The 25579-nt window shown below is 28.8% G+C and carries 29 protein-coding genes, 1 riboswitch and 1 other annotated feature; of the genes, 27 read left to right on the top strand and 2 right to left on the bottom strand.

What is annotated here, in order from left to right; genetic code table 11:
* From ACLVEP_RS10985 to ACLVEP_RS10930, 12 genes are all read left to right on the top strand, one after another.
* Nucleotides 1–395, top strand: a 395-nt coding sequence (locus ACLVEP_RS10985; protein WP_412584826.1) for a sigma-E processing peptidase SpoIIGA, incomplete at its 5' end; no start/stop codon positions are given.
* Nucleotides 395–1090 (top strand): sigma-70 family RNA polymerase sigma factor, encoded by a 696-nt coding sequence (locus tag ACLVEP_RS10980; RefSeq protein WP_412584824.1) that lies wholly within the window; start codon nucleotides 395–397, stop codon nucleotides 1088–1090. The genes ACLVEP_RS10985 and ACLVEP_RS10980, both read left to right, overlap by 1 nt.
* Nucleotides 1091–1133: 43 nt before the next feature.
* Nucleotides 1134–1904, top strand: coding sequence for a sigma-70 family RNA polymerase sigma factor (locus ACLVEP_RS10975; RefSeq protein ID WP_317999749.1), 771 nt, complete (start codon nucleotides 1134–1136; stop codon nucleotides 1902–1904).
* A gap of 24 nt (nucleotides 1905–1928) precedes the next feature.
* A complete protein-coding gene (locus ACLVEP_RS10970) occupies nucleotides 1929–2171 on the top strand; it encodes a PRC-barrel domain-containing protein (protein WP_317999750.1) in 243 nt (80 codons plus the stop codon).
* A 78-nt stretch (nucleotides 2172–2249) separates the two neighbouring features.
* Entirely contained in the window at nucleotides 2250–2690 is a 441-nt protein-coding gene (locus ACLVEP_RS10965; RefSeq protein ID WP_317999751.1) for a cell division protein SepF, read from the top strand.
* A 29-nt stretch (nucleotides 2691–2719) separates the two neighbouring features.
* Nucleotides 2720–3478 carry an RNA-binding protein gene (locus ACLVEP_RS10960; protein ID WP_412584822.1) on the top strand — a complete coding sequence of 253 codons (759 nt, stop codon included), beginning with the start codon at nucleotides 2720–2722 and terminating at the stop codon, nucleotides 3476–3478.
* A gap of 12 nt (nucleotides 3479–3490) precedes the next feature.
* A complete protein-coding gene (locus ACLVEP_RS10955) occupies nucleotides 3491–3931 on the top strand; it encodes a DivIVA domain-containing protein (RefSeq protein WP_317999753.1) in 441 nt (146 codons plus the stop codon).
* Nucleotides 3903–4101, top strand: a binding site (T-box leader). (Overlaps the previous gene by 29 nt.)
* A gap of 39 nt (nucleotides 4102–4140) precedes the next feature.
* Nucleotides 4141–6879, top strand: a complete 2739-nt coding sequence (gene ileS / locus ACLVEP_RS10950; protein WP_412584821.1) for an isoleucine--tRNA ligase — start codon at nucleotides 4141–4143, stop codon at nucleotides 6877–6879.
* A 112-nt stretch (nucleotides 6880–6991) separates the two neighbouring features.
* The gene (locus ACLVEP_RS10945; protein ID WP_412584819.1) at nucleotides 6992–7876 is read left to right on the top strand and encodes a DMT family transporter; all 885 of its coding nucleotides are present in this window, start codon (nucleotides 6992–6994) and stop codon (nucleotides 7874–7876) included.
* Nucleotides 7869–9152, top strand: a complete 1284-nt coding sequence (locus ACLVEP_RS10940; RefSeq protein ID WP_412584818.1) for a D-alanyl-D-alanine carboxypeptidase family protein — start codon at nucleotides 7869–7871, stop codon at nucleotides 9150–9152. Before ACLVEP_RS10945 ends, ACLVEP_RS10940 begins: the two co-directional genes overlap by 8 nt.
* Before the next feature lie 109 nt (nucleotides 9153–9261).
* Complete coding sequence (locus ACLVEP_RS10935; protein WP_412584817.1) at nucleotides 9262–10047, top strand: Cof-type HAD-IIB family hydrolase; 786 nt, start codon at nucleotides 9262–9264, stop codon at nucleotides 10045–10047.
* Nucleotide 10048: 1 nt separating this feature from the next.
* Nucleotides 10049–10798: a DeoR/GlpR family DNA-binding transcription regulator gene (locus tag ACLVEP_RS10930; RefSeq protein ID WP_412584815.1), complete on the top strand. Its 750-nt coding sequence runs from the start codon at nucleotides 10049–10051 to the stop codon at nucleotides 10796–10798.
* Nucleotides 10799–10810: 12 nt separating this feature from the next.
* On the opposite strand, the gene ACLVEP_RS10925 is transcribed toward ACLVEP_RS10930, so the two are convergent.
* Nucleotides 10811–11005 carry a hypothetical protein gene (locus ACLVEP_RS10925; RefSeq protein WP_317999759.1) on the bottom strand — a complete coding sequence of 65 codons (195 nt, stop codon included), beginning with the start codon at nucleotides 11003–11005 and terminating at the stop codon, nucleotides 10811–10813.
* Nucleotides 11006–11099: 94 nt separating this feature from the next.
* Here ACLVEP_RS10925 and ACLVEP_RS10920 point away from each other — a divergent pair, with 94 nt between their 5' ends.
* The 6 genes from ACLVEP_RS10920 to tenA all read left to right on the top strand — a co-directional run bounded on the left by ACLVEP_RS10920 (nucleotide 11100) and on the right by tenA (nucleotide 15305).
* Nucleotides 11100–11741, top strand: a complete 642-nt coding sequence (locus ACLVEP_RS10920) for an HAD family hydrolase (RefSeq protein WP_412584813.1) — start codon at nucleotides 11100–11102, stop codon at nucleotides 11739–11741.
* Complete coding sequence (locus ACLVEP_RS10915; RefSeq protein ID WP_412584812.1) at nucleotides 11738–12184, top strand: DUF523 domain-containing protein; 447 nt, start codon at nucleotides 11738–11740, stop codon at nucleotides 12182–12184. The genes ACLVEP_RS10920 and ACLVEP_RS10915 overlap by 4 nt, the downstream gene beginning before the upstream one ends.
* Before the next feature lie 2 nt (nucleotides 12185–12186).
* On the top strand, nucleotides 12187–13122 hold the full coding sequence (manA, locus tag ACLVEP_RS10910; protein WP_412584246.1) for a mannose-6-phosphate isomerase, class I: 936 nt from the start codon (nucleotides 12187–12189) through the stop codon (nucleotides 13120–13122).
* Nucleotides 13110–13409 (top strand): hypothetical protein, encoded by a 300-nt coding sequence (locus tag ACLVEP_RS10905; RefSeq protein WP_412584811.1) that lies wholly within the window; start codon nucleotides 13110–13112, stop codon nucleotides 13407–13409. The genes manA and ACLVEP_RS10905 overlap by 13 nt, the downstream gene beginning before the upstream one ends.
* 40 nt (nucleotides 13410–13449) lie before the next feature.
* Nucleotides 13450–13556, top strand: a riboswitch (TPP riboswitch).
* Between the two features lie 243 nt (nucleotides 13557–13799).
* On the top strand, nucleotides 13800–14627 hold the full coding sequence (gene thiM, locus ACLVEP_RS10900; RefSeq protein WP_412584810.1) for a hydroxyethylthiazole kinase: 828 nt from the start codon (nucleotides 13800–13802) through the stop codon (nucleotides 14625–14627).
* Between the two features lie 18 nt (nucleotides 14628–14645).
* The gene (gene tenA / locus ACLVEP_RS10895) at nucleotides 14646–15305 is read left to right on the top strand and encodes a thiaminase II (RefSeq protein WP_412584809.1); all 660 of its coding nucleotides are present in this window, start codon (nucleotides 14646–14648) and stop codon (nucleotides 15303–15305) included.
* A gap of 65 nt (nucleotides 15306–15370) precedes the next feature.
* Here tenA and ACLVEP_RS10890 read toward each other — a convergent pair whose 3' ends face one another.
* Nucleotides 15371–16102: a YebC/PmpR family DNA-binding transcriptional regulator gene (locus ACLVEP_RS10890; protein WP_032090637.1), complete on the bottom strand. Its 732-nt coding sequence runs from the start codon at nucleotides 16100–16102 to the stop codon at nucleotides 15371–15373.
* 134 nt (nucleotides 16103–16236) lie between these two features.
* Here ACLVEP_RS10890 and ACLVEP_RS10885 point away from each other — a divergent pair, with 134 nt between their 5' ends.
* The 9 genes from ACLVEP_RS10885 to ACLVEP_RS10845 form a co-directional block, all read left to right on the top strand.
* On the top strand, nucleotides 16237–17310 hold the full coding sequence (locus ACLVEP_RS10885) for an NAD(P)/FAD-dependent oxidoreductase (protein WP_412584807.1): 1074 nt from the start codon (nucleotides 16237–16239) through the stop codon (nucleotides 17308–17310).
* Between the two features lie 76 nt (nucleotides 17311–17386).
* On the top strand, nucleotides 17387–18769 hold the full coding sequence (locus ACLVEP_RS10880; protein ID WP_412584806.1) for an ATP-binding protein: 1383 nt from the start codon (nucleotides 17387–17389) through the stop codon (nucleotides 18767–18769).
* A gap of 8 nt (nucleotides 18770–18777) precedes the next feature.
* Nucleotides 18778–20337, top strand: coding sequence for an NAD(P)/FAD-dependent oxidoreductase (locus tag ACLVEP_RS10875; RefSeq protein WP_412584804.1), 1560 nt, complete (start codon nucleotides 18778–18780; stop codon nucleotides 20335–20337).
* 1 nt (nucleotide 20338) lies between these two features.
* On the top strand, nucleotides 20339–20887 hold the full coding sequence (locus ACLVEP_RS10870; RefSeq protein ID WP_412584803.1) for a manganese efflux pump MntP family protein: 549 nt from the start codon (nucleotides 20339–20341) through the stop codon (nucleotides 20885–20887).
* 30 nt (nucleotides 20888–20917) lie between these two features.
* Entirely contained in the window at nucleotides 20918–22093 is a 1176-nt protein-coding gene (locus ACLVEP_RS10865) for an HD domain-containing protein (RefSeq protein WP_412584801.1), read from the top strand.
* A gap of 48 nt (nucleotides 22094–22141) precedes the next feature.
* On the top strand, nucleotides 22142–22468 hold the full coding sequence (locus tag ACLVEP_RS10860) for a cyclic-di-AMP receptor (RefSeq protein ID WP_022000754.1): 327 nt from the start codon (nucleotides 22142–22144) through the stop codon (nucleotides 22466–22468).
* A gap of 54 nt (nucleotides 22469–22522) precedes the next feature.
* Entirely contained in the window at nucleotides 22523–24034 is a 1512-nt protein-coding gene (locus ACLVEP_RS10855) for a bifunctional folylpolyglutamate synthase/dihydrofolate synthase (protein ID WP_412584800.1), read from the top strand.
* A gap of 247 nt (nucleotides 24035–24281) precedes the next feature.
* Nucleotides 24282–25085 (top strand): folate family ECF transporter S component, encoded by an 804-nt coding sequence (locus ACLVEP_RS10850; protein WP_412584799.1) that lies wholly within the window; start codon nucleotides 24282–24284, stop codon nucleotides 25083–25085.
* 127 nt (nucleotides 25086–25212) lie between these two features.
* Nucleotides 25213–25579, top strand: a 367-nt coding sequence (locus ACLVEP_RS10845) for an AAA family ATPase (protein ID WP_412584798.1), incomplete at its 3' end; no start/stop codon positions are given.

Here is a 25579-nt window from a genome sequence, read left to right as displayed (position 1 = left end):
ATATAGTTATTATTATCATGACAGTTATCTTTTTAATCATTGAAACGATTTATCTTATTTATACAAAAAGAAAAATAAAACAAAAAGATGACTTATATGAAATAATGCTTATTTTTAATCAAAAGAAATATCACTGTCAAGGATTTTTAGATAGTGGTAATCATGCATATTATTTAGGATATCCACTTATTTTTATTAAGAAAAATGTTATCGATTCTTATGAAAAAATAGATACCATGACGGTAAGTGGAATCTCAAAAAGAAGAATAGATATTATTTTAGTTGATCAACTTTTGGTCAATAAACAAACATTAAAAAATGTATATGTAGGTGTATTGGATGAATTAGATTACGATTGTTTATTAAATAAAGAATTGATGGGAGGAATTATTTGATGTTGCAAATGATTAGGAAATTTCTAAATCAAAAACAGTATCTTTATTATATAGGAAGACATGATATTTTACCGCCTCCTTTAAAAGGACAACAAGAAAAAGAAACTATTGAAAAAGCAGTTTCTGGCGATCAAAAAGCTAGAGATTTGTTAATTGAACATAATTTAAGACTTGTTGTTTATGTTGCAAAAAGATATGACAATAGTGCAAGTTGTCCATTAGAAGATTTAATTAGTATTGGTACAATCGGTTTAGTAAAAGCAATCAATACTTTTAAAGCTGATAAAAATATTAAACTTGCAACATATGCTTCGAGATGTATTGAAAATGAAATTTTAATGTATTTAAGAAAGAATAATAAGATACGATATGAAATTTCTTTAGATGAACCTTTAAATATTGATTATGATGGAAATGAATTACTGTTAGGAGATATTGTAGGAACAGATGATGATCTTGTTGAACAAGAAATGATGAAAAGTGATCAAAAGAAAATTTTTTATGAAGCTTTAAAAAATTTAAATGAAAGAGAAAAAGAAATTTTGATTTTAAGATATGGTTTATCTAATAATGATGAATTGACTCAAAAGGATGTTGCTGATTTATTAGGAATTTCTCAATCTTATATTTCAAGATTAGAAAAGAAAATTATTAAAAAATTAAGAAGTCAATTAAATTATGATGAAGTAAAATAGTATATTTTTATTAAAACAAGCCACACTAATTTTGGTGATTATTGTGGAAAAAGAAAGTTTTATGAGTTATATTCCTATTCAAAAAACACTTTCTAAAAAAGAATTATATACATTGATTCAAAAATATCAAAAAAATCATGATCAAAAAAGTAAAGAAATAATCATTCTTTCTAATACTAAATTAGTTTTATCTTTAATGAAAAGATTTTACCAAAAATCAAATCATTATGAGGATTTATTTCAAGTAGGAATTGTTGGTTTAATTAAAGCAATTGACCATTTTGATACCAATTATCAATTACAATTTTCAACGTATGCAGTTCCTTTGATTATTGGTGAAATGAAACGTTATTTAAGAGATAATACACAAGTTAAAATTTCTAGACCTATTAAAGATCTAGCATATGCTATTTTAAAAGAAAAGGAAAAGTATTTAAATCAATATCAAAGAGAACCTACTATAAATGAACTTTCTCAAAATTTAAATATTGATAAAAAAAATATTATAGAAGCAATACAATCTACCCAAAGTATTGCTTCTTTCCAAGATGTTGTTGGAAGTGATGATCAAAATGAATTATCTTTATTAGATGTTGTTTCTCTTGATCAAGAAACGCTTAAACATTATCATGATCATCTTGATTTAAAAAAAGCATTTGATTGTTTAAATCAAAGAGAAAAGCAAGTGATTCAAGAAAGATATTATCAAGGCTATTCACAATGTGAAATAGCCGATGAACTTTTTGTTTCTCAAGCACAAATTTCTCGAATTGAAAAAAAAGCTTTAGAAAAATTACATAAAAGATTAGTCTAAAGCATATTTTATAGAGGTGATCGTATGCGATTTGTATCATTACAATCAAAAGATGTTATTAATGTCTATGATGGTAAAAAAATTGGCTATATTGCTGATATTGAATTAGATTGGTGTCAAAAGTGTATACAAGCATTAATTGTCGAAAAAATGAATTTTTTTCATTTTTTTTGTTTTTTTAAAGAACCACCTGTCATTGTTATTCCGATTGAATGTGTAATTTCTTTAAAGGGTGATGTCATTTTGGTGAATATTGAACAGGTTTAACCATATTTCCTTGTTGATACCTTTGATAATCAATAAATGTATGGTATAATATTGAGGAAATAAAAGGAGGATGACTTCATGGGTTACGGTGAAAAAGTAAAGAAATGGTTTTTCGATGAAGATGGGGATGAAGGAGATATTGCTGAAGATTATGATGCTGTAGAAATTGATACTGAACCTAAAACAAGTTTATTTGAACAAGCAAAATTTTCTAAAACAAGCGAAGCTGTGAAATCATTAAATATGAATAAAGATAGTCATTTAGTTTTATTTGAACCACGTTCATTTGGAGAAACTCAAGATATTGCAAATTATTTAAAAACAAAGAAAGCGACAGTTGTTAATTTACATCGTTTACAAAAAGATCAAGCAAAACGTGTTGTTGATTTTTTAAGTGGTGTTATTTACGCTATTGAAGGTGATATTCAAAGAATTGGACCAAAAATTTTCTTATGTACACCTCGTAATATTTCTGTTGCTGGAACAATTGATTTAGATGAAGATGAACAAGAAGATTAAAAAGTATGGTTTCCATACTTTTTTAAGTTATGTTAGAACATTTTAAGGGAGAAGAAGTCTTTGTAAAAAAGGTACTTGATTATTTAGATCAAGTACAATATAAACAAAGACTTATTTTAACTCAATTTTTAGATCCATATCATCAATCAATTGTTAAAAGTGTTATTGGACATCAAGAAGAAGTTCAAATTTTAGAAAATGGTGGTTTTATTCATAGTGAAAGTCAAAGAATGATTATTGCTCCTTATTTTTATGAGATAGAAAAAGATGATTTTGAAATTGTTGTTTGTAAAATTGTTTATGCAAAGAATTTTGAAAAATTAACACATCGAGATATTTTAGGTGCTTTAATGTCTTTAGGAATCAAAAGAGAATTGTTTGGAGATATTGTAGAAAAAGATAAAGACTTTTATTTAGCTGTAGATCGACATATTTATGAATATTTAAAAGATCATTTATCAATGATTAAAAGAAGTAAAGTAAAGTTTGTAGAGTGTCATGAAGAAATCGAAGTTAAAAATGATTATTTAGTAAAATCATTTATTGTTTCATCATTTCGCTTAGATAAAATTATTTCTTCTTTTTATAAAATATCAAGACAAAAAGCAGCTGAATTTATCCGTGCTGGTCATGTAAAAGTTAATCATAAACCGGTTGAACAAATAAATTATTTATGTAATAATAAAGACATAATATCATTCAAAAAGCATGGTAGAGTGATGTTTGTTGATTGTAAGAAGCAAACACGTTCTGATAATTATGTGGTTGAAGGATATTTTTATAAGTAGGGAGTGAACATGATGTCGATAAAAAAGCAATTATTTGGTTATAATAAGTCACAAGTTGATGAGTTAATCAATAGAAAAGATAATGAAATAAAGCAGTTGAATGATCAAATGAAAAAACTACAAGAGGATTATCAACAATTAGAGCATCAAAAATCATTATTACAACATCGTGTGAACATCCAAGAACAAACAAATGAAGAAATTGCACGTCTTGCATTAAAAGAAGCAAGCGAACTTATTGACAAAGCGAAAAAGAATGCTAATATGATACTGAGCGAATCGCTGGAGTATGTTCGTTCGTTATCTGGTGAGATGAGCGACTTTAAAGCGCAAGCTGTTAAATTTAGAGCTTCGGTAGAAAAAATGTCAAAAGATATCCTTGAGTCTATTGATCAATCTGAAGTTTACAATTTAATTAATGAAGATAAATACGATGAAGGAGACAGTTTATAATTAGAGTTTTAAGAGAGCTGATGGTTGGTGTAAATCAGTAACAAAGATTATAATGTATCACTCTGGAGTAGCCCTTTGAATTGAGTAGAAGGTGACGTTAATCGCGTTAAGATTTCAAGAGCGTATGAAAATACGAATTAAGGTGGTACCGCGATCACATCGTCCTTAGGATGATGTGTTTTTTTATTTTTAAAGAGAGGAAAGAAAAAATGAATTACAAAGACACATTATTAATGCCAAAAACTGACTTTGAAATGCGTGGAAACTTACCAAAAAAAGAACCTAAGTATGTAGAACGTTGGCAAGAAAACGACATGTATAACAAAGTTATCCAACAAAACGAAGGAAAAGACAGCTTTGTCTTCCATGATGGTCCTCCATATGCTAATGGAAATATGCACATGGGACATATGTTAAACAAAGTAATCAAAGACGTTATTTGTCGTTATAAAAATATGAATGGTTTCTATACACCATATATTCCTGGATGGGATACTCATGGTTTACCAATTGAAAATGCTATTCAAAAATTAGGTGTTAATCGTAAAGAAATGCCTACAGCTAAATTTAGAGAAAAATGTGATGCTTATGCTCATGAACAAGTTAATAAACAAATGTCACAACTTATTCGTATGGGAACATTTGCAGATTATAAACATCCATATTTAACATTACAACATGAATTTGAAGCAAGACAAATTGAAGTTTTTGCTAAAATGGCAATGGATGGATTAATCTTCAAAGGATTAAAACCAGTATATTGGTCACCATCAAGTGAATCAGCATTAGCTGAAGCAGAAGTTGAATATCATGATATCAAATCACCAACTATCTTTGTTAAATTCCAAGTTAAAGATGGTAAAGGAATTTTAGATAATGATGTTAATTTCGTTATTTGGACAACTACACCTTGGACAATTCCAGCTAACTTAGCAATCTGTTTAAATGCATCTTATAATTATGCATTAGTAGAAACAGAAAAAGGAAAATTAATTGTTTTAGATACTTTAGTTGATGAATTAATGGCTAAATTTGAAATTACTGATTATAAAGTTGTTAATCATTATAAAGGATCTGAATTAGAATATATCACATGTCAACATCCATTATATGACAGAGAATCATTAGTCATCTTAGGAGATCACGTCACTGCTGATTCTGGTACTGGATGCGTTCATACAGCACCTGGATTTGGGGCTGACGACTTCTTTGTTGGTCAAAAATACAATTTACCAGCTTACTGTAATGTTGATGAACATGGTTGCATGATGGAAGACTGTGGTGAATGGTTAGCTGGTCAATATGTTGATGATGCTAATAAAACAGTAACTATGAAATTAGATGAAATCGGTGCTTTATTAAAACTTGAATTCATTACACATAGTTACCCACATGATTGGCGTACTAAAAAACCTATTATCTTTAGAGCAACTGATCAATGGTTCTGTTCATTAGATAAAATCAGAGATAAATTATTAAGTGAAATTGATAATATTAACTGGTTAAATGAATGGGGTCATATTAGAATCTATAATATGATTAGAGATCGTGGAGACTGGTGTATTTCACGTCAACGTACTTGGGGTGTACCAATTCCTATTTTCTATTGTGAAGATGGAACACCAATTATTGAACAAGAAGTATTTGATCATATTTCTGAATTATTTAGAGAACATGGTTCAAATGTTTGGTTTGAAAGAGATGAAAAAGATTTATTACCTGAAGGATATACAAATGAACATTCACCAAATGGTATCTTCAAAAAAGAAAAAGATATCATGGATGTATGGTTTGACTCAGGAAGTTCACATACAGGTGTCATGGTAGAAAGAGGATTTAATTATCCTGTAGATCTTTACTTTGAAGGTAGTGACCAATATCGTGGATGGTTCAACTCATCATTAATTATCGGTGTTGCTGCTCATGGTAAAGCTCCTTATAAAACTGTCTTATCACATGGTTTCGTATTAGATGGTAAAGGAAATAAAATGTCTAAATCTTTAGGAAATACAGTAGATCCTATTAAACTTGTTAACCAATATGGAGCAGATATCGTAAGATTATGGGCTACTTCTGTTGCTTATCAACAAGATGTTCGTATTTCTGATGAAATCATGAAACAAGTTGCTGAAGGATATCGTAAAATCCGTAATACAATGAGATTCGTTTTAGGTAACTTAAATGACTTTAAAGAAAGTGATTTAGTAGAAATTAAAGATTTACCTGGTGTTGATCAATACATGTTAGCTAAATTAAATGAATTAATGAAAGCTTATGATGAAGCTTATGCAAATTATGATTTTGCAACAGCCAACCAAGAAATCTTAAATTACTTTACAAATACATTAAGTTCATTCTATATGGATTTCACAAAAGATATCTTATATATTGAAGCTGCAAATTCTCCTCGTAGAAGACAAGTTCAAACTGTTTTATATCATCATGCTAAAACAATGATGAAATTATTATCAACAGTTCTTGTATTTACAGCTGAAGAATTACATGATCATTTCTATTGTGATGAAACAAAAGCAGAATCTATTTTCTTAGAACCTAAATATGAATTATTTGATATTGAAAACGAAGAAGAAGTTTTAGCTTATTTCTCTAAATTCATGGAAGTAAGAAAAGATGTTTTAAAATCTATGGAAGGTTTAAGAAATGAAAAATTAATTAAATCTAATATGGAAACAAAAGTAACATTATCTTTAAAAGATGAATATAAAGATATTGCTAACTTAAAAGATGATTTAAAACAATTATTCATTGTTGCTAAAGTTGAATTAGTTGATGATACAACTTTAGAAGAATATGAAACAAGCTACATTAAAGTAGAAAAATTCAACGGTGTACAATGTCCAAGATGTTGGAACTATTTTGATGAAGATGAAATGAATGGTGAATTATGCTCACGTTGTGCAAGCGTAGCTCACCGTGTAGCTGAATAATAGCTAACAGGATGTATCGAAAGGTACATCCTTTTCTTTTTAAAAAACAATTTTGTAATGAAAAATGAAGCGAACTGTGTTATTATTTACGAGATTGTAGGTGAGAGAGTATATGAAAAAAGAAACAATGGGTAAATGTATGTTATTAATGGCAGCACTTATTTGGGGAAGTTCTTTCATTGTTATGAAAAATGCTGTGGATTTTATTTCGCCATTTACTTTGTTATGCATCCGTTTTGTACTTAGTACTATTTTTATTACATGTTTGTTTTTTAATAAAATAAAAGAAATAAAAAAACAAGATTTAATAGGTGGTTTTTTAGCTGGACTTGCGTTGTTTAGTGCATTTTCAATTCAAACATTCGGTTTACAACTCACAACACCAGGTAAAAATGCTTTTTTAACGGCTGTTTATTGTACTATTGTTCCTTTATTAAGTTGGCTCTATTTTAAAAAGAGTCCAGATTGCTCACAAATATTTGCAGCTATTCTTTGTTTTATTGGAGTTGGTTTTGTTTCTTTAGATAGTTCTTTAAAAATCAATTTAGGAGATATTTATACATTAATAGGAGGTTTTTTATATGCTGTTCATATTATTGTGTGTGAAAAAGCAATGAAAAACACCTCTCCAATAATTATTACAGCTTTACAATTTGCATTTGCCGCTATTTTTTCATTTGTAGCAGCTTATTTATTTGAAGATGTTTCTATTATTTTCCATATTGACCAAAGTATTTATCTTCAAATTTTATACCTTGCTTTTTTTGCAACAACATTATGTTATTTATTTCAAAATGTTGGACAAAAATTTGTTAATGAAAATATTGCAGCATTATTATTAAGTTTAGAATCTGTATTTGGGGTTTTCTTTTCTATTTTATTTGGTCAAGAAATGATGACACTTCAAATTGCTTTAGGATTTTTAATTATATTTATTTCTGTATTGATTTCAGAAACAAAATTATCTTTTTTACATAGGGAGGAAAACAATGATTAAAAAATTACTCACAATCACTTTATCATTTATAATGATTTTTACATCTATAGGATCAGTCTTTGCTGAAGGCAATACAAATCAAAATGAAGTTAATATTGCTGGTCAATATGCTATTGTTATTGATAAAGATACTGGACAAATTTTATACAATAAAAGTGCACATGATAAAATGTATCCAGCAAGTATTACAAAAATTTTAACATGTATTGTTGCAATCGAAATGATCGATGATTTAGATAAAACTGAAACAATTACTCAAAGTGATATTGATACTGTATGGGAAACAGGAGCTACAGCTGCTAATTTTACAGTTGGGGAAGTTGTGACATATAGAGATATGTTAATGGGAGCAATGTTACCTTCAGGAGCAGATGCTTGTCGTGCACTTGCTAATAATACCTGTGGAAATCAAGAAAAATTTGTTAAAAAAATGAATCAACTAGTTAAAAAATTGGGATTAAAAGATTCTCATTTCGTTAATACAACAGGAATTCATGATGATGACCATTACACAACTGCTTATGATATGGCTAAGATAACACAATATGCTTTAAAAAATAAAAAATTTGTCGAAGTATTTAATAGATATCAATATACTTCAAGTGATGGTTTACATCAATGGGTTAAAAAAGTTATTTATAGTAGTAAAAGAGATCATATTGATACATCTATGATAGAAGGATGTAAAAGTGGTTATACAAGTAAAGCGCAAAGTACTTTATCTAGTTTGTTAAACATTAATAATCACCATTATATTAGTGTTGTTGGTTTTTCAAAAAATAGTGAGGGTTATAATCATTGTACTGTCAATGATACACTTACTTTAGGACATTATATTGCTGCAAACTATGCAGTAACAGATGTTCTAAAAAAAGGAACAAAGATGAATACGGTAGAAATCAAAAAAGGACAAACTGGTAAAGTAGATGTTATTACTGAAAAAAAAGTAGAGGCGGTATTACCTAAAAATTATAATCCCGCAGATTTACAATATAAATTTCATTTAAAAAATCTTACAGCTCCAGTTAAGAAAAATCAAAATGCTGGAACAATGGATGTTCTTTATAAAAAAACAAAATTAGAGACAGTTTCGTTAGTTACTGATCAAGCAGTCAATGAAAGTCGTTTCGTTGTAACAATGAGAAAAATTGAAAATGCTGTTTTACCATGTATAGAGTTTCTTGTTGTTGGTATTATTGTTTTATTGTTAGTAAGAAAAATCATGATTAAACGTAGACGAAAAAAAAGACGTCAACAAAGATATAGAAGAAAGTAGGGGAACCTACTTTTTTTACTTATAAATGCTTATTTACATTAAGTGTTTATAAGTTTGTATGTTGACAATTACTTAATAATACGTATAATATAAGTGAGAGGTGAGAAATATGACTTATAAATGCGTATTTAGTGATATTGATGGTACACTATTAAATTCAAAACATCAAATAAGTGAAAAAACTAAAAATAAAGTACAAGAATTATATTCGAATCATATTCCTTTTGTGCTTGTATCAGCAAGGATGCCTAAAGGAATGCATTATTTTTTAGATGAATTACAAATAAAAGCTCCTATGGTAAGCTATAGTGGTGGATTGATTTTAGATGAAAATCAAGAAGTGATTTATTCAAAAGGATTTTCGGTAGAAATGGCAAAACGTCTTTTTGAATATATTAAATACTACTATCAAATACCAGTGAGTTTTTATGTAGAAGATAAATGGATGGTTGATGAAGTAGATGAAGGTATTGAAGAAGAAAGTCGTATTACTGGTTTAAAACCTGAAAAATTAGATTTAAATGGAGTTAAAAAGGTTCATAAATTATTAGTGATAGCTGATGCTATGATTATTGATCGTTTGGAAATGAGTTTAAAGGAAAAATTTAGTGGTTTAAAGATTTATAAATCTAAAGCAACTTATTTAGAAATTATGGATGAATCTGTATCAAAATCAAGTGCAATTCAATTTTTATGTGATAAAATGAAAATAGGTCTTCATCAAACCGTTTCTTTTGGAGATAATTATAATGATTTGGATATGCTTCTTTTAACTGGAAAAGGCTTTGCAATGGCTAATGGGGCTCAAGGTGTTTTAGAAAGTATTCCAACACATACTCTTTCTAATGATGAAGATGGAATTGTTTATGCATTAGATTATTTAGTAGGTGAATAAGGTGTATCAAGAAGAAAGAATTTATAAAATTTTAGAAATATTAAAAGATAAAAAGACAATGACGAATCAAGAAATTATGGATCAATTTCATGTTTCTAGAGATACAGCAAGAAGAGATATTGTTCGTCTTGTAAATGAAAATTTAGCAATAAGGACACATGGTGGTATTACTTTAAATAATGTACATCAAATAGGAAGTTATCAAATAAGAAAGCAAGAAAATGAAGAAATAAAAAATGAAATTGGTAAAACTGCTGTTTCTTTGATTAAAAATAACAAAGTGATTTTTTTTGATACTTCAACAACAGTTGCAGCTTTGTGTCAATATGTAGATGATACTATAGAAGCGTATAGCCATTCTTTAGATAATATTGAAGTGTTATCTCAACATTGTTTATGTCATATGATAGGTGGTACTTATTTTAAAAAGAATCGTTATATGTATGGAAGCCAAACGCTTAATACATTAGATCAAATTTATTTTGATTTAGCTTATGTAGCTGCAGCAGCAGTGATGGAAGATGGTATTTATGTTGAAGAATTTGAAGATGCTGCAATTAAAAGAAAAGTAGCAAGTCGTAGTCAAAAAGTATGTTTGGTTGTAGATCATAGTAAATTTAATAAAAAAAGCTCTTATAAAGCTTTTGATTTTCAAGATATTGATATTGTAGTTGTCGATGAATTACCAATTGTTTATCAAGAAAAACTAGCAAATGCAAATTGTCAAATTATTTATACAAAAGAAAAGTAGATTTTTACGAATCTACTTTTTTGCTAGCATTTTATCAATAAAATAACCAATTACTCTAAAAATCATGGCTAAACCAAAGATAGATAAAGCACCGAATGTTTCATATTTATGGAAAAGGAATGTACATAAAAAGTAAGTAATAATTCCTAATGCTGCCCCTAGACCTGTTAATAATGTCATGAAAACATCTTTTTGTTGTTGTTTCATAATTTCACCTCAAGAACTATTCTAACATATCAAAAACCAATAAACAATAAATAGAAGTTGTGCTATAATCTAAATAAAGTGAAAGGGGAAGTCTATGTATAATACGTTGATTTTTGATTTAGATGGAACACTTGTAGATTCGATAGAAGATTTAGCTTTATCTACAAATATTTTAATGGAAGAAAACCATTTTCCTACTTATGATTTAGATACATATAAACAATTTGTAGGAAATGGTGTTGATAAATTAATAGAGAGGGCATTGCCTGAAGAGTATAAAAAAGATGTGAGAAAATACCGTGCACGTTTTGATGAAATTTATAAAGAGAATTGTTTAAAACATACAAAACCTTATCAAGGAATGGAAGAATTAATTGATGAACTTTATCATCAAGGATATAAATTAGCAGTTGTAACCAATAAACCAAAATTAAATGCAGTAACAATTGTTAATCATTTATTTCCAAACAAATTTATGTATGTTTTTGGAAATACAGTTTATCAACCTAAAAAGCCACATCCTTGTTTAGTACAACTTGCTATGCAGTTAATGGAAAGTAATAAAAATGAAACATTAATGATTGGTGATAGTAATGTAGATATTGAAACAGCCATCAATGCTAAAATTAAATCTATAGGATGTGAATGGGGCTTTAGAGGAAAAGAAGAACTTGTTCAAGCTGGAGCAACTTATACAGTTTCTAAGCCAAGTGATATTAAGGAACTTTTAAAATGATTGCTGTATCGAGATGTTTAATTGGGGAAAATTGTACGTATGCTGGAAAGAATAATCTTTGTAAGGAAATAAAGGAACTTTATGATCAAGGTCTAGTGTTACCACTTTGTCCAGAAGTACTAGGTGGTTTACCAATTCCTAGAACACCTTGTGAAATTGTTGGAGAAAACGTGATTGATCAAAATGGCATAGATCGTACAAAAGAATATACCCGAGGTGCTAAAATAGCTTTAGATAAATGTTTAGAAAAAGATATTAAAATAGCTGTTTTAAAAGCTAAAAGTCCAAGCTGTGGAAAAGATTTTATTTATGATGGTACTTTTTCACATCAACTTGTTGAAGGTGATGGTATTTTTGTACAGATGTTAAAAGAAAAAGGAATTGCAGTTTATAGTGAAAATGAAGTAACAGAGGTTTTAAAATTAATAAATGGAGGAAAGTAAAAATGGGACATATTTTATGGGTAGAACCAGTATTTAAAGAAATGATTTGGGGAGGGAATCAACTTAAAGAAAAGTATGGTTATGATATTCCAAGTAATCAAACAGGAGAATGTTGGGCACCTTCAGCACATCCTAATGGTGATAATACAATCAAAGAAGGTGAATTCAAAGGACAAACTTTATCAAAAGTCTTTGCAGAACATCGTGAACTTTTTGGAAATATCAAAGACAAACAATTTCCATTACTTGTAAAAATCATCGATGCTTGTAATGATTTATCAGTACAAGTCCATCCAGATGATGAATATGCAGCACTTCATGAAAACTCATTAGGAAAAACAGAATGCTGGTATGTTTTAGATTGTAAAGAAGATACAAAGATGGTGATGGGACATCATGCTCAAACAAAAGAAGAACTTGTAAGTGCTATTGAAAATGATGATTATGATCATTTATTAAATAAATTTGATATCAAAAAGGGAGATTTCTTCTATATTCCAAGTGGAACAATTCATGCCATCTGTAAAGGATCATTGATCTATGAAGCACAACAATCATCAGATATCACATATCGAGTATATGATTATCATCGAAAAGATAAAGATGGAAATGAAAGACAACTACATGTAAAACAATCCATCGATGTAACAACAGTGCCATATAAACCATATGATCTAGCTAAACAAGTAGAAGAAACAATCGAAAATGGAACAAGAAAAGAACTCGTTTCATCAAATTATTTAACATTAAATAAATATGATATGACAGGATATAATAAAGTCATCAATGATAAACCATTCCAACTTGTATCAATTATTGAAGGACAAGGTACAGTAGAAGGAAAAGAAGTCAAAAAAGGAGATCACTTTGTTGTATGTTCTGATCAAAAAGAAGTTCATTTTGATGGAACAATGACAGTGATGATTTGTACATTATAATGAGATGTTATCATTGTAGTCATGAAATAAAAGATTCTGCTTTTGCTTATAAAGGTAGACAAGAATGCAAGGAATGTCATAGTGTTTATCAAATCCATTTTCCTTCAGGAGTAGGTTTTATTCCTATTGTTATTGCTTTTATTCCAGCGTTATATATGATGACTAGTTTGAGATATGCATTTATTGTTGGACTTGCAGTATTTGTGATTTTTTATTGGGCTATTGATATTATTATGAATAATATTTTAATTTATTTAGGTAAATATGAAATTGAAGAAATTGAATAAAACTTGTATTTAAAAAAATAAAGAGTATCATTAAATATGTAAATAAAAACAGGGGAGCTTGTAAGCAGGCTGAGAGGAAGTGATCTAACTTCGACCCTTTAACCTGATATGGATAATGCCATCGTAGGAAGTCATCAGCTTGATTTTTTTACAGGAGCATGTCTCCTGTTTTTTATTTGAAAATTATCCACAATGTGGCGGATTGAAGGGGAGCGCCTTGAATCTTGTATTAAGCGAAGGGAAGCTGTGTTCCAGCGTGAGAGGATACCACAAAGTATCGACCGAACTACCATAGAGTTATTTCATAAACAAAGTTTATGTTTTTGATGATGGGTAAGTTTGGTCATCTTCATATTTATGAAATAACTTGTAAAAACAAGGAGAAAAAATATGTTAGAAGAAATGTTAAAAAATGTTAGAGAAAAAAATCCACTCATTCACAATATTACAAATTATGTAACAGTCAATGATTGTGCCAATGTTGTTCTTGCTTGTGGAGCATCACCAATTATGGCTGATGATCAAGAAGAAGTTGCTGAAATTACTTCGATTTGTACAGGACTTAATATTAATATTGGGACACTTAATACGCGTACGATCGAATCAATGGTTATTGCTGGGAAAAAAGCAAATGAACTTCATCACCCTGTTGTTTTAGATCCTGTAGGAGTTGGTGCTTCTACGTTAAGAACACAAACTGCTTTAAAGTTATTAAAAGAAATTCAATTTTCAGTTATTCGTGGAAATATTTCAGAAATTAAAACATTAGCTTTAGGAAGTGGAACAACTAAAGGTGTTGATGCAAATCTTGCTGATAAAGTGACAGCAGAAAACATTCATGAAGTTGTTAGTTTTGCTCAAGAGTTTTCTAAAAAAACAGGAGCTGTTATTGCTATTACAGGAGCTATTGACATAGTTTGTAATGAAAGTGTCGCTTATGCTATTTATAATGGTCATAAAATGATGTCTTCAATTACAGGAACAGGTTGTCAATTATCAGCACTTACGGCTTCATTTATTTCGGCTAATTCTCATCGTTTACTTGAAGCAACAGTCGCTGCAGTATGTGCAATGGGTCTTGCAGGAGAAATCGCATATAAAAGATTAACAGTGTTAGATGGTAATGCAAGTTATCGAAATTATATTATAGATGCAATTTATAATATGACTCCAAAACAATTACAAGAAGGTGCTCAATTTCAAGAAGTTTTATTGTAACATGAAAAGAGGAAAAATATGAAAACAACAGATAAGATGTTAGAAGCAACAAAAGAGCTATGGAGCTTTTATAATGAACATCCTTTTGTACAAGGAATACAAGATGGTTCATTAGAAAAAGATAAATTTAAATATTATATTATGCAAGATTATCTTTATTTAAAGGAATATGCGAAAGTTTTTGCTATTGGAGTTGCTAAAGCAAAAAGCTTAGAAACAGCTAATCTTTTTGCTAAATATATTGCTGTGATGAATGGTGAATTAGATGTTCATAGTGGATATATGGGAAAATTTAAAGTAAGTCAAGAAGAAATAGATGATATGAAACCATTGCTTGATAATCTCTCTTATACTTCTTATATGCTACGTGTTGCCTATGAAGAAGGAGAAGCAGAAATTTTAGCAGCTATATTATCATGTGCTTATAGCTATGAAGTCATTGCTAAAAAGATAGTTGAAAATAATCCAAATTCAATTCATGATGAATTTTATGGAGATTGGATCAAAGGCTATGCTTCAAATGAATATGCAAGTGGGAATGTTATTTTGATAGAAACAATGAACCAACTTACTAAAGATTATACAGAAAAACAAATTCAACATCTTATTGATATCTTTGTAGTATGTTCAAGATACGAACTTGCATTTTGGCAAATGTCATGGGATAAAAGTTGTTAATAAATAAAAATGAAAGAGATCAAACATCTTTCATTTTTTTCATTATAAAGAAAAAGAAGGAGAAATTATTCTCCTTCATAGTTTTCAACGTTATGGTAGATTTTATCTACATCGTCACAAGCATTTAAAAGATTCATTAATCTTTCAAATAATTCCATATCTTCACCTTCAAGAGATACATATTCTTGAGGTGTTGTAGCGATTTCTTCTACATCAAATTCAGCATTAGGACAAGCTGCTTCAATAGCATCTTTCATTTTATATAAATCAGTTGGTGCACCAGTTAATTCAATTGAACCATCTTCATGAGTTTCAATTTCTTGACAATCAGCTTCACCTTCCATTAAAGCTTCTAAAGTTTGTTCTTCATCTAATCCTTTAAAAGTTAAAATAGAATATGTATCATATAAATAAGATACTGAACCTTCATTTCCTAATTTTGCTTTAGATTTTGTAAATGCTGGACGTACTTGAGAAATAGTACGATTAATATTATCAGTTAAGCATTTAACAATAACAGTTGAACCACTTGGACCATATCCTTCAAATGTTTTTTCTTGATAATCTTCAGTAGCTCCACTTTTTACTTTATCAACTGCACGTTTAATAACGTCAGCAGGAACTTGTTCTTTTTTAGCTTTAGCAATAATTCTTCTTAATGCTAAGTTACCATCTGGATCAGTACCACCAGCTTTAGCAGCTAAATAGATTTCTTTTCCATAACGAGAATATAATTTTGCTTTTGCTGCAGCAGTTTTTGCCATAGCAACTTTACGCACTTCATGTGCTCTACCCATAAAAAAGCCTCCTTAATTGTATGTAATCTCAATACTTGGTTATTATAGCGAATACATCGAGGTTTTTCAAGGTTTAATATAAATGACAAACGAGTTTTGTTCATGTATAATGAAAAAGCAAATGAGGGATAAAGATGGAAACAATTGTTATTATTGGAGCAGGTGCGAGTGGACTTGCTTGTATGAATGAATTAGTAAAAACAAATAAATATAATATTATTGTCTTGGAACAATCTAATAAAGCAGCTAGAAAAGTACTCGCTAGTGGCAATGGAAGGTGTAATGTTTCAAATTTGAATATGGATATTAAGTATTACAATCATCAAGATCCTTTAATAGAAAAATTAATTAAAGAATTTGATATCGTTAATTTTTTTAAACAACTTTCTTTAAAATTACGTTATGAAAAGAATCTTGTTTATCCATATTCACTTTCAAGTTTATCTGTTAAAAATGCTTTAATGAAAAACATGAATAATGTATCGTATATCGATAATTGTGAAGTTCTAGCAATAAAAAAAGCTAACACTTATGAAATTATTACGACAAATGGTCATTATCAAGCAGATAAAATAGTCATTGCGACAGGATCACCAGCCAGTCATTTATCAGGACAAAATAATTTAAAAATGTTAGAAAAAATGAACATTTCCATGATTCCTTTTACACCAAGTCTTGTTCAAGTAAAAACAAAACCAGTTTTTAAAGCTTTAAAAGGACAAAGAGTAAAAGGAATTGCAATGCTTTATGATCAAAATCAATTGATTGAAAAACAAACAGGAGAAATCATGTTTACAGATTATGGTCTATCAGGTATTTGTATTATGCAATTATCAAGATATTTAGAGCATTTAAAAAACCCAAAACTTGTTTTAAATTTATTGCCTGATATTGAAAAAGAAGAATTTCAATATTATGGTTTAGAAGGATTTTTTCATGAAAAAATCGTTCAGGTTTTTAAAGATAAAAATATTGATCCTCATTGTTTAGAATTCAAAATCATCGATACAATGTCAATTGAAAAAGCACAAGTTTGTCATGGTGGTGTTTCTTTAAAAGAAGTAGATGAAAATTTACAACTTAAGAAATATCCAGGTATTTATGTTTGTGGAGAAGCTTTGGATGTTGATGGTGATTGTGGAGGTTATAATTTACATTTCGCTTTTGCAAGTGGTGTACATGTGGCAAATGCTATAAATGGAAATTAATCATGAGTTATATAGAAATGTTATAATGCATATATAAGTGGAAAAACTATATTTACCAAATAATAAGGAGCTCGCTATGGAAAATAAAGAAAAGCATAATATTGAATGGAAAGTAGTTTGGAAAGATGAATATTTAGTAGGCGTATGTGGATTTGCAAATGCACAAGGTGGTAAATTTCTTATAGGTGTAGATGATAACGGCAAAGTTGTAGGTATTAAAGATGCTAGAAAATTATTAGAATCTTTACCTAGTAAAATACGAGATGCAATGGGAATCGTAGTAGATGTTAATTTATGTAAAGAAAATAATTTGGAATATATTGAAATTGATGTTCCAGCTTATCCTATTGCTATATCTTGTAAAGGAAATTACTATTATAGAAGTGGGAGTACAACACAAAAATTGACAGGTGTTGAACTAGAAAGCTTTATTTTACGTAAAAGAGGAGCAACGTGGGACAATGTTCCACATCCATTAGTAAAAATAGAAGATTTAGATCAAAATGCGATTCAAAAATTCAAAGAACTCGCAATACGTAAAAAAAGAATAGATGATACGATTTTAGAAGAAGATACAGAAACATTATTAGATAAACTTCATTTAATAAGTAATGGTTATCTTACAAATGCAGCGTTACTTTTGTTTTCAAAGGATCCAGAGAGATATTTTACAGGTGCTTTTATAAAAGTAGGATTTTTTGAAACAGATGCTGATTTAATTTATCAAGATGAAGTAAGAGGATCACTTTTTGAACAAATTGATAAAGTTATAGAACTTATTTTCTTTAAATATATGAAAGCTAAGATTTCATATGATGGACTTCAAAGAGTTGAAGAATATTTTGTAAGTGAAGCAAGTATGAGAGAAGCTATATTAAATGCTATTGTTCATAAACAATATGAATCTGGTGTACCAATACAAATAAGTGTTTATAAAGATAAGCTCTATATTACAAATGTTGGAAAACTTCCAGATCATTGGACAGAAGAAACTCTTTATCAAAAACATGGTTCTAAGCCCTATAATCCTAATATTGCGCATGTTTTCTATTTAGCAGGACATATTGAGTCATGGGGAAGAGGCATAGAAAAAATATTTGATTCATGTATAGAAAATGATTTACCAATGCCAAAATATTATATTAATCCTACGGATATTATGATTGAATTTGATGCACCTCAAAGATTGGTGATTGATAACTTTTCAAAGGTGAACGATAGGTTGAACGATAGATTGAACGATAGGTTGAACGATAGATTGAACGATAGGTTGAATAGTAGTATGAAAGGAATATTGGAACAATTGTATATTGATCCAGGATATTCAGTTACAGAACTATCAAAACTATTAGGTATAAGCAGAACTACAGTCTCTAATTCTATAAAAAAACTTAAGAATCAAGGAATTATAGAAAGAGTTGGAAATAACAAAAAAGGATATTGGAAAATAAAGAGATAGGAGAAGGTATGTTAAAAGTAAGTAATATTGCAGTTTCTTTAGATGAAAATGATTATGCTAAAGTTATTGCGAATACATTAAATATAAGAAAATCACAAGTAAAGAATGTAAAGATTGCTAAAAAGGCAGTGGATGCAAGAAGAAAGAATAAAGTACATTTTAATATGGGCTTTACTTTTGAATATGCAAATGAAGATCAATTATTAAAAACACATAGTAAACAAGTAAGTAAAGTTAAAGAATATCATTATGATAGGTTAACACCAAATAATCAAACAATCATGGTTGTTGGAAGTGGACCAGCAGGATTATTCTGTGCGTATAATTTAGCACGTAGTGGGCAAAAGGTAATCTTGATTGAACAAGGTAAATGTGTTGATGAAAGAAAAAAAGATATCGATACTTATTTAGAAACAGGTAAGTTAAATACTCAAAGTAATGTTCAATTTGGAGAAGGAGGCGCAGGAACGTTCTCTGATGGAAAGTTGACGACAGGTATTAAGGATTATCGTAAACAATTTGTATTGAATACTTTTTATGAACATGGTGCAAGTGAAGATATTCTTTACTTAAATAAACCACATTTAGGAACAGATGTTTTAATTGATGTAGTTAAAAATATCAGAAAAGATATTGAAAAATGTGGAGATGTTCGTTTTGAAACAAAATTGGTAGATATTATTATTGAAGATAATCAATTAAAAGAAGTTGTTTTAGAAAATAATGAAGGAACATATAAGGAAAAAGTAGATCAACTGGTATTGGCTATTGGTCATAGTGCTAGAAAGACATATGAAATGCTTTATCAAAAACAATTAGAAATCTCTCAAAAAGCTTTTGCAGTGGGAATGCGTATTGAACATAGTCAAGAATTTATTAATAAAAGCCAATATGGAAAATTCTATGATCATCCTGCATTAAAAGCAGCTGATTATAAATTAGCTGTGCATACGAGTCAAAAAAGAGGAGTTTATACTTTCTGTATGTGTCCTGGTGGTTATGTCATGAATGCAGCCAGTGAAGAAAAGAGACTGGTTGTTAATGGTATGTCTAATTATAAACGTGATAATAAATACGCCAATAGTGCTATTTTAGTCAATGTGACTCCTGATGATTTTGGTAGTTCACATCCTCTTGCAGGTATGTATTTCCAAAGAAAATTAGAAGAAAAAGCTTTTGAACTTGGAGGAAGTGATTATTCTGTTCCTGTTCAAAAAGTAGAAGATTATTTAGAAAATAAAGAAAGTTATGGAAATATTGAAACAAGTTTAAAAAGAGTTAAAAATGCTAATCTCAATGCATTACTTCCTGAAACATTGAATATAAATTTAAAAGAAGGACTTCTTTTAATGAATAATAAGATTAATGGATTTACAAGTAATGCCACATTACTTGGTGTTGAATCAAGAAGTTCTGCACCAATCCGTTTTTATCGAGATGAAAATATGGAAAGTAATATTAAAGGTATTTATCCAATTGGCGAAGGTGCTGGATATGCTGGAGGTATTATGTCAAGTGCAATTGATGGTTTGAAATGTAGTGAGGTATTACTCAAAGGAGAGAGATAATGTGTCATTATTTGAACTTGTTGTTATTTCAATTTCATTAGCGATGGATGCTTTTACTGTTTCGATGATGTATGGTATTTCTATGCCAAAGGGAAACATCAAGAAACAAAGCTTCATTGCTTTTTATTTTGGCTTTTTTCAAGCATTGATGCCTTTTTTAGGGTATCATCTAGGATGTGTTTTTTCAAAAAAGATACAAGCTTATGATCATTATATTGCTTTTATCTTTTTAATGATTGTTGGAATCAACATGTTAAAAGATGCATTTAATGAAGAAGAAAGTCAATATAATTTTCAATTATTAGATTTAACAATTCTTGCTTTTGCAACAAGTATTGATGCTTTTGCTATTGGTATGACTTTTGCTTTTTTAGAAGTATCTATTTATCAAGCTTTATTGATTATAGGAATTATTACTTTTCTATTATGTTTGCTTGCTTTACAAATTGGACGTTATTTAAACAATAAGTTTCAAAATAAGGCTCTTATTTTTGGGGGAATTGTTTTGATTTTAATTGCTTTTAAAACATTGTTGGAGCATCTCTTTTGAAAAAAGTATATAATGGTAAAGGTGATAAGTATGAAAGAAGAAGAAAAAATTATTAAAAATACAATTAAAAGAACAAAAGAATATGATCGTACACTTTCTCCTTATGCTTGTAAAACAAGTGAATGTCAAAAATTAAGAAAAGAAGAAAGTGAACATGAAGAGTTTGATATTCGCTGGCCTTTTGAAGAAGATATTGATCGTATTTTATATTGTAAATCTTATCAACGTTACACCGATAAAACACAGGCTCTTTCATTTTTTCAAAGTGCACATATTTCTAAACGTTCAATCCATGTTCAATGGGTTTCACGTATTGCTAGACAAATAGGAAAAGGTTTGAATTTAAATTTAGATTTAATTGAAGCGGCTGCTTTAGGACATGATTTAGGACATGCTCCTTATGGTCATGTAGGAGAAAGAGCATTGAATGAAAAACTCCAAGAAAAAGGTTTTGGATATTTTTGTCATAATGCTAATAGTGTAAGAAATATTCTTTATTTAGAAAGAAATGGGAAAGGCTATAATGTTTCTTTACAAGTCTTAGATGCTATTTTGTGTCATAATGGTGAAATGCTTTCTAAAAAATATGAACCAGATCGTAAAAAAACAAAAGAACAATTCTTACAAGAGTATCATGACTGTTGGCATAAAGAAAATGCCAGTCTTGAGTTAAAACCAATGACTTTAGAAGGATGTGTGGTTCGTATTTCAGATGTAATTTCTTATATTGGAAAAGATATTGAAGATGCTATGAGTGTAGGTATTTTACAAAAGAAAGATCTTCCTGAAAATGTAGTAAAAGTATTAGGAGATAATAATAAATCAATTATGAATAAATTGATTGGTGACTTGATGATCCATAGTTATCAAAAACCATATTTACGTTTTTCTCATGAGGTCTTCGAAGCATTATCATCTCTACTTTCCTTTTTAGGAGAAAAAGTCCATCATCATCCTGTTCTTGAAAAAGAAAATGCTAAACTTTCAAGAATGGTCAAAGAACTTTTTGATGTTTATTTAGAGGAATTAGAAAATAATGATCAAGATTCTAATATTGTTAAGTTTAAAAATAAGATGGTAGAAAATTATCAAAAGACACCAAATCCATTGATTGTTTCTGATTATTTATCAATGATGACAGATACTTATGTTTTAAATGATTATGAAAGAAAATTTTTACCAATTCTTCATGGCGAAAAACTTTAATAATTATTTTATTTGGTGTAAAATATAGATATACAGGAGGGATGGCTTATGAAATTAATAATTGCTATCGTAAATTCTGATGATAGTTCATCAGTACAAGCCGCACTTACAGAAGAAGGATACTTCGTTACAAAATTATCAACAACAGGTGGATTCTTAAAGAAAGGAAACACAACATTCTTTATTGGAACAAATGATGATAAAGTTGAACATGCTGTAGGTATTATTAAAGAAAATTCTAAAAAACGTGTAGAAAAAGAACCTACTGTTCCACCTACTGAAATGGGAGAATTCTTTACTCCGATCATGGTAGATGTACTTGTTGGTGGAGCAACAGTTTTTGTATTAGATATTGAACAATTTGAAAAATTTTAGAAAAAGGACATTGTCCTTTTTTTTTAATCCTTTATAATATTTGTGGGTGAAATTATGTCTATCAAATTATTAAATGAAAAAAGAATGGATGAATTAATACAATTCATCCATCAAGAAGAAATAACAAAAGAATATTTAAAACAAAATCAAAAAATTATTTATATCAATGAAAATCAAAATATCAATGGGGTTATTATTTTTGATGTTATCAAAAATGAAATAGAACTTTGTTTAGGAACTGATGAAATTAAACAACAATTAATAGCAGTCATTAAAAAAATAGCTCTAAAAGATATCATTTATCAAAATAAAATCATACAAATAAAAACAAAAAAACAATTTAAACACTATGAAGAAGTCTATGACTTTATTCATCAACAAAAAGATCGTGTCTATAGTTTAGATAACTTTAAAAAATATATGCAAGAATTTTATAATATCCAACACGCTTTAAAATGTATCCATGTTTGTGGAACTAACGGGAAAGGTTCTACTGTTAATTACATGAAAGAAGTTTTAAAAAAACAAGGTTATGTTGTAGGAACATTTACTTCTCCAGCGCTTATTTCTAGATTGGATGTCGTGCGTATCAATGATGAATGGATCAAGGAACAGTTTATTGTTGATGTCGCTAATAGATATGTGGATGATTGGTTAAAGTATGAGATTTCTTTATTTGAAATAGAAGTCTTTATTTCAATTCTTTACTTTATTTATCAAGGTGTTGACTATGCCATTTATGAAGTTGGTTTAGGTGGAGAGTTAGATGCGACAAATATTGTTTTACCAATGATTTGTGTCAATACCAATATTGGTTTAGATCATATGGATTATTTAGGTGATAGCTATGAAAGTATTGCTAGAGCGAAAGCAGGAATTATTAAAGATCATGTTGATTTTATTACAGGAGAACATAAACAAGAATGTGTTGATATTTTTAGAGATACTTGTGAAAAGCATCATAGTCATTTGATTCGTTTAGATCGTATTCATGATTTACAAGATGGTGAAAATGTTAAATATACATATAAGGATTATAATATTGTTTTAAATACACCTGCTCTTTATCAAATTGAAAATAGTGCTTTAGCACTAGAAACTTTATTATATTTAAAGGAACATCAATTTATTGAATTAAATGAATCTTCAATTGTTGAAGGTTTATTTGAAGCTAAGTGGGCAGGACGTTTTGAAATCATAAGTGAAAAGCCACTGATTATTTTAGATGGGGCTCATAATCGAGAAGGTGTTGATGAACTCTATCGTTCTGCACGTAAATTACATAACTTAAAAATCATCTTTTCAGCATTAAGAGATAAAGATACGGACTATATGATTGAAAGATTATTAGATTTGACGTATGATATAACCGTCTGTGAATTTAAACATCCACGTAGTCAAAGTGCAAAATTATTAGCAGGGGATTATCCGGTAAAAATTGAACCGGATTTTAGAAAAGCTTTAGACGATATTTATTTACAAGAAGGAACATTTTTGATTACGGGATCATTGTATTTTATTTCTGAAGTAAGGAAATACTTATTACAAAAGATTCATAGCAAATAATAAAGAAGGAGGAGTCTACTTTTAGTAGCAATTGTGTACGGTTTTATATCGGAATTAACGCCCGTGGACTAGCAAGAGGACGAAGCGGGAAAGCATATGTACGGTTTTATATCGGAATTAACGCCCATGGACTAGAAAGAGGACGAAGTGGGAAAAACATATGTACGGTTTCTTACCGGAATTAACGCCTGTGGACTTATAAGAGGACGAAGCAGGAACAATTGGTTTTTTAAGTAGCAATCAAACGATGATTCAAATTATTTTAGGGGTTATTATTGTTTCGATTGGGATATTTGTTTTTTATAAATATCCAATGAAAAGCGATGTGCGACAAATGACATTGGGGGCTTTATTTGTCATTCTAGCTATTATTTTAAAAAGGTTAGCTGTGATGGTACCTTTTCTTGGATTTCCAAGTTTAAAAATTACATTAGAGGTATTACCTTTGATCGTTGCTGGTTTAACATTACAACCAGGATATTGTTTTATAGTTTCTATTGCCACAGATTTTCTAGGCCTTGTTCTAGCAAATGCTGGAGGTTTCCCATTTTTAGGATTTACTTTAAATGCGGTTTTACAAACGGAAATACCATGTCTATTAAAGATTTATTTAAATGAAAAAAATGAAAGATTATTAGAAAGAATTGTAAAAGTAGTAATGATCATTATTTCATTACTAGGATGTCTTTATGTTTTTAAAATCAATGAAGTTAATATTTCAGGATCTACATATCAAGTGACATTACCAATTAAATTTACAATCTTTGTGATTATTACAGCAATGCTTATTATTCTTTTTATTTTTATAAGATATTATAAAAATAAACTCAAAGAAAAAGATTTACGCTTATTTCATTTAAGTATTCTATCAGTTGTTGCTATTGAACTAACAGTAACGATGTTTTTAACACCATATTGGTTACAAATAATGTATGGAATACCATTCTTTGCATCACAATTTGTAAGAATTTTAAAATCATGTGTGATGATACCTGTAGGTATTATCATTGTATATACAATGAATCGAATGATTCAAAAAGTTATTAGATAAAGTTTTGGATATTGTCCAAAGCTTTTTTCTTTTTGGATATTGTCCAAAGCTTTTTATGTGACAAATAATCCAATAGAAATATAAAGATATATCTTGTATAATACTTATAAGAAAGTGAGTTGATTATATGAAGCTGATACCTACAGGAATTGAAAATTTTAAAACAATGATTGATAAGAAGGCATATTATGTAGATAAAACTAATTTAATTGCAGATATCTTAAATGAACAAGTTGTTTTATATACAAGACCTCGAAGATTTGGTAAGACACTTAATATGTCGATGCTTTATTATTTCTTTTCTATTAAAGAAAAAGAAAATTCTTATTTATTCAATGATTTAAATATTTCAAAAAGCAAAGATGCTTTAAAACATCAAAATCAATATCCAACAATATTCATTTCTTTAAAAGAAATGAAGAATTTAACTTTTGATGATCAAATTTCTTCTTTTGGAGATGTCATTAAAAATGTTATATTACAAAATAAAGAGC

Source organism: Faecalibacillus sp. (assembly GCF_047023275.1).
In the GTDB taxonomy this organism is placed as follows: domain Bacteria; phylum Bacillota_I; class Bacilli_A; order Erysipelotrichales; family Coprobacillaceae; genus Faecalibacillus.
Note: the sequence above shows the minus strand (reverse complement) of the source record. Positions and strands in the feature narration are given on the sequence as shown.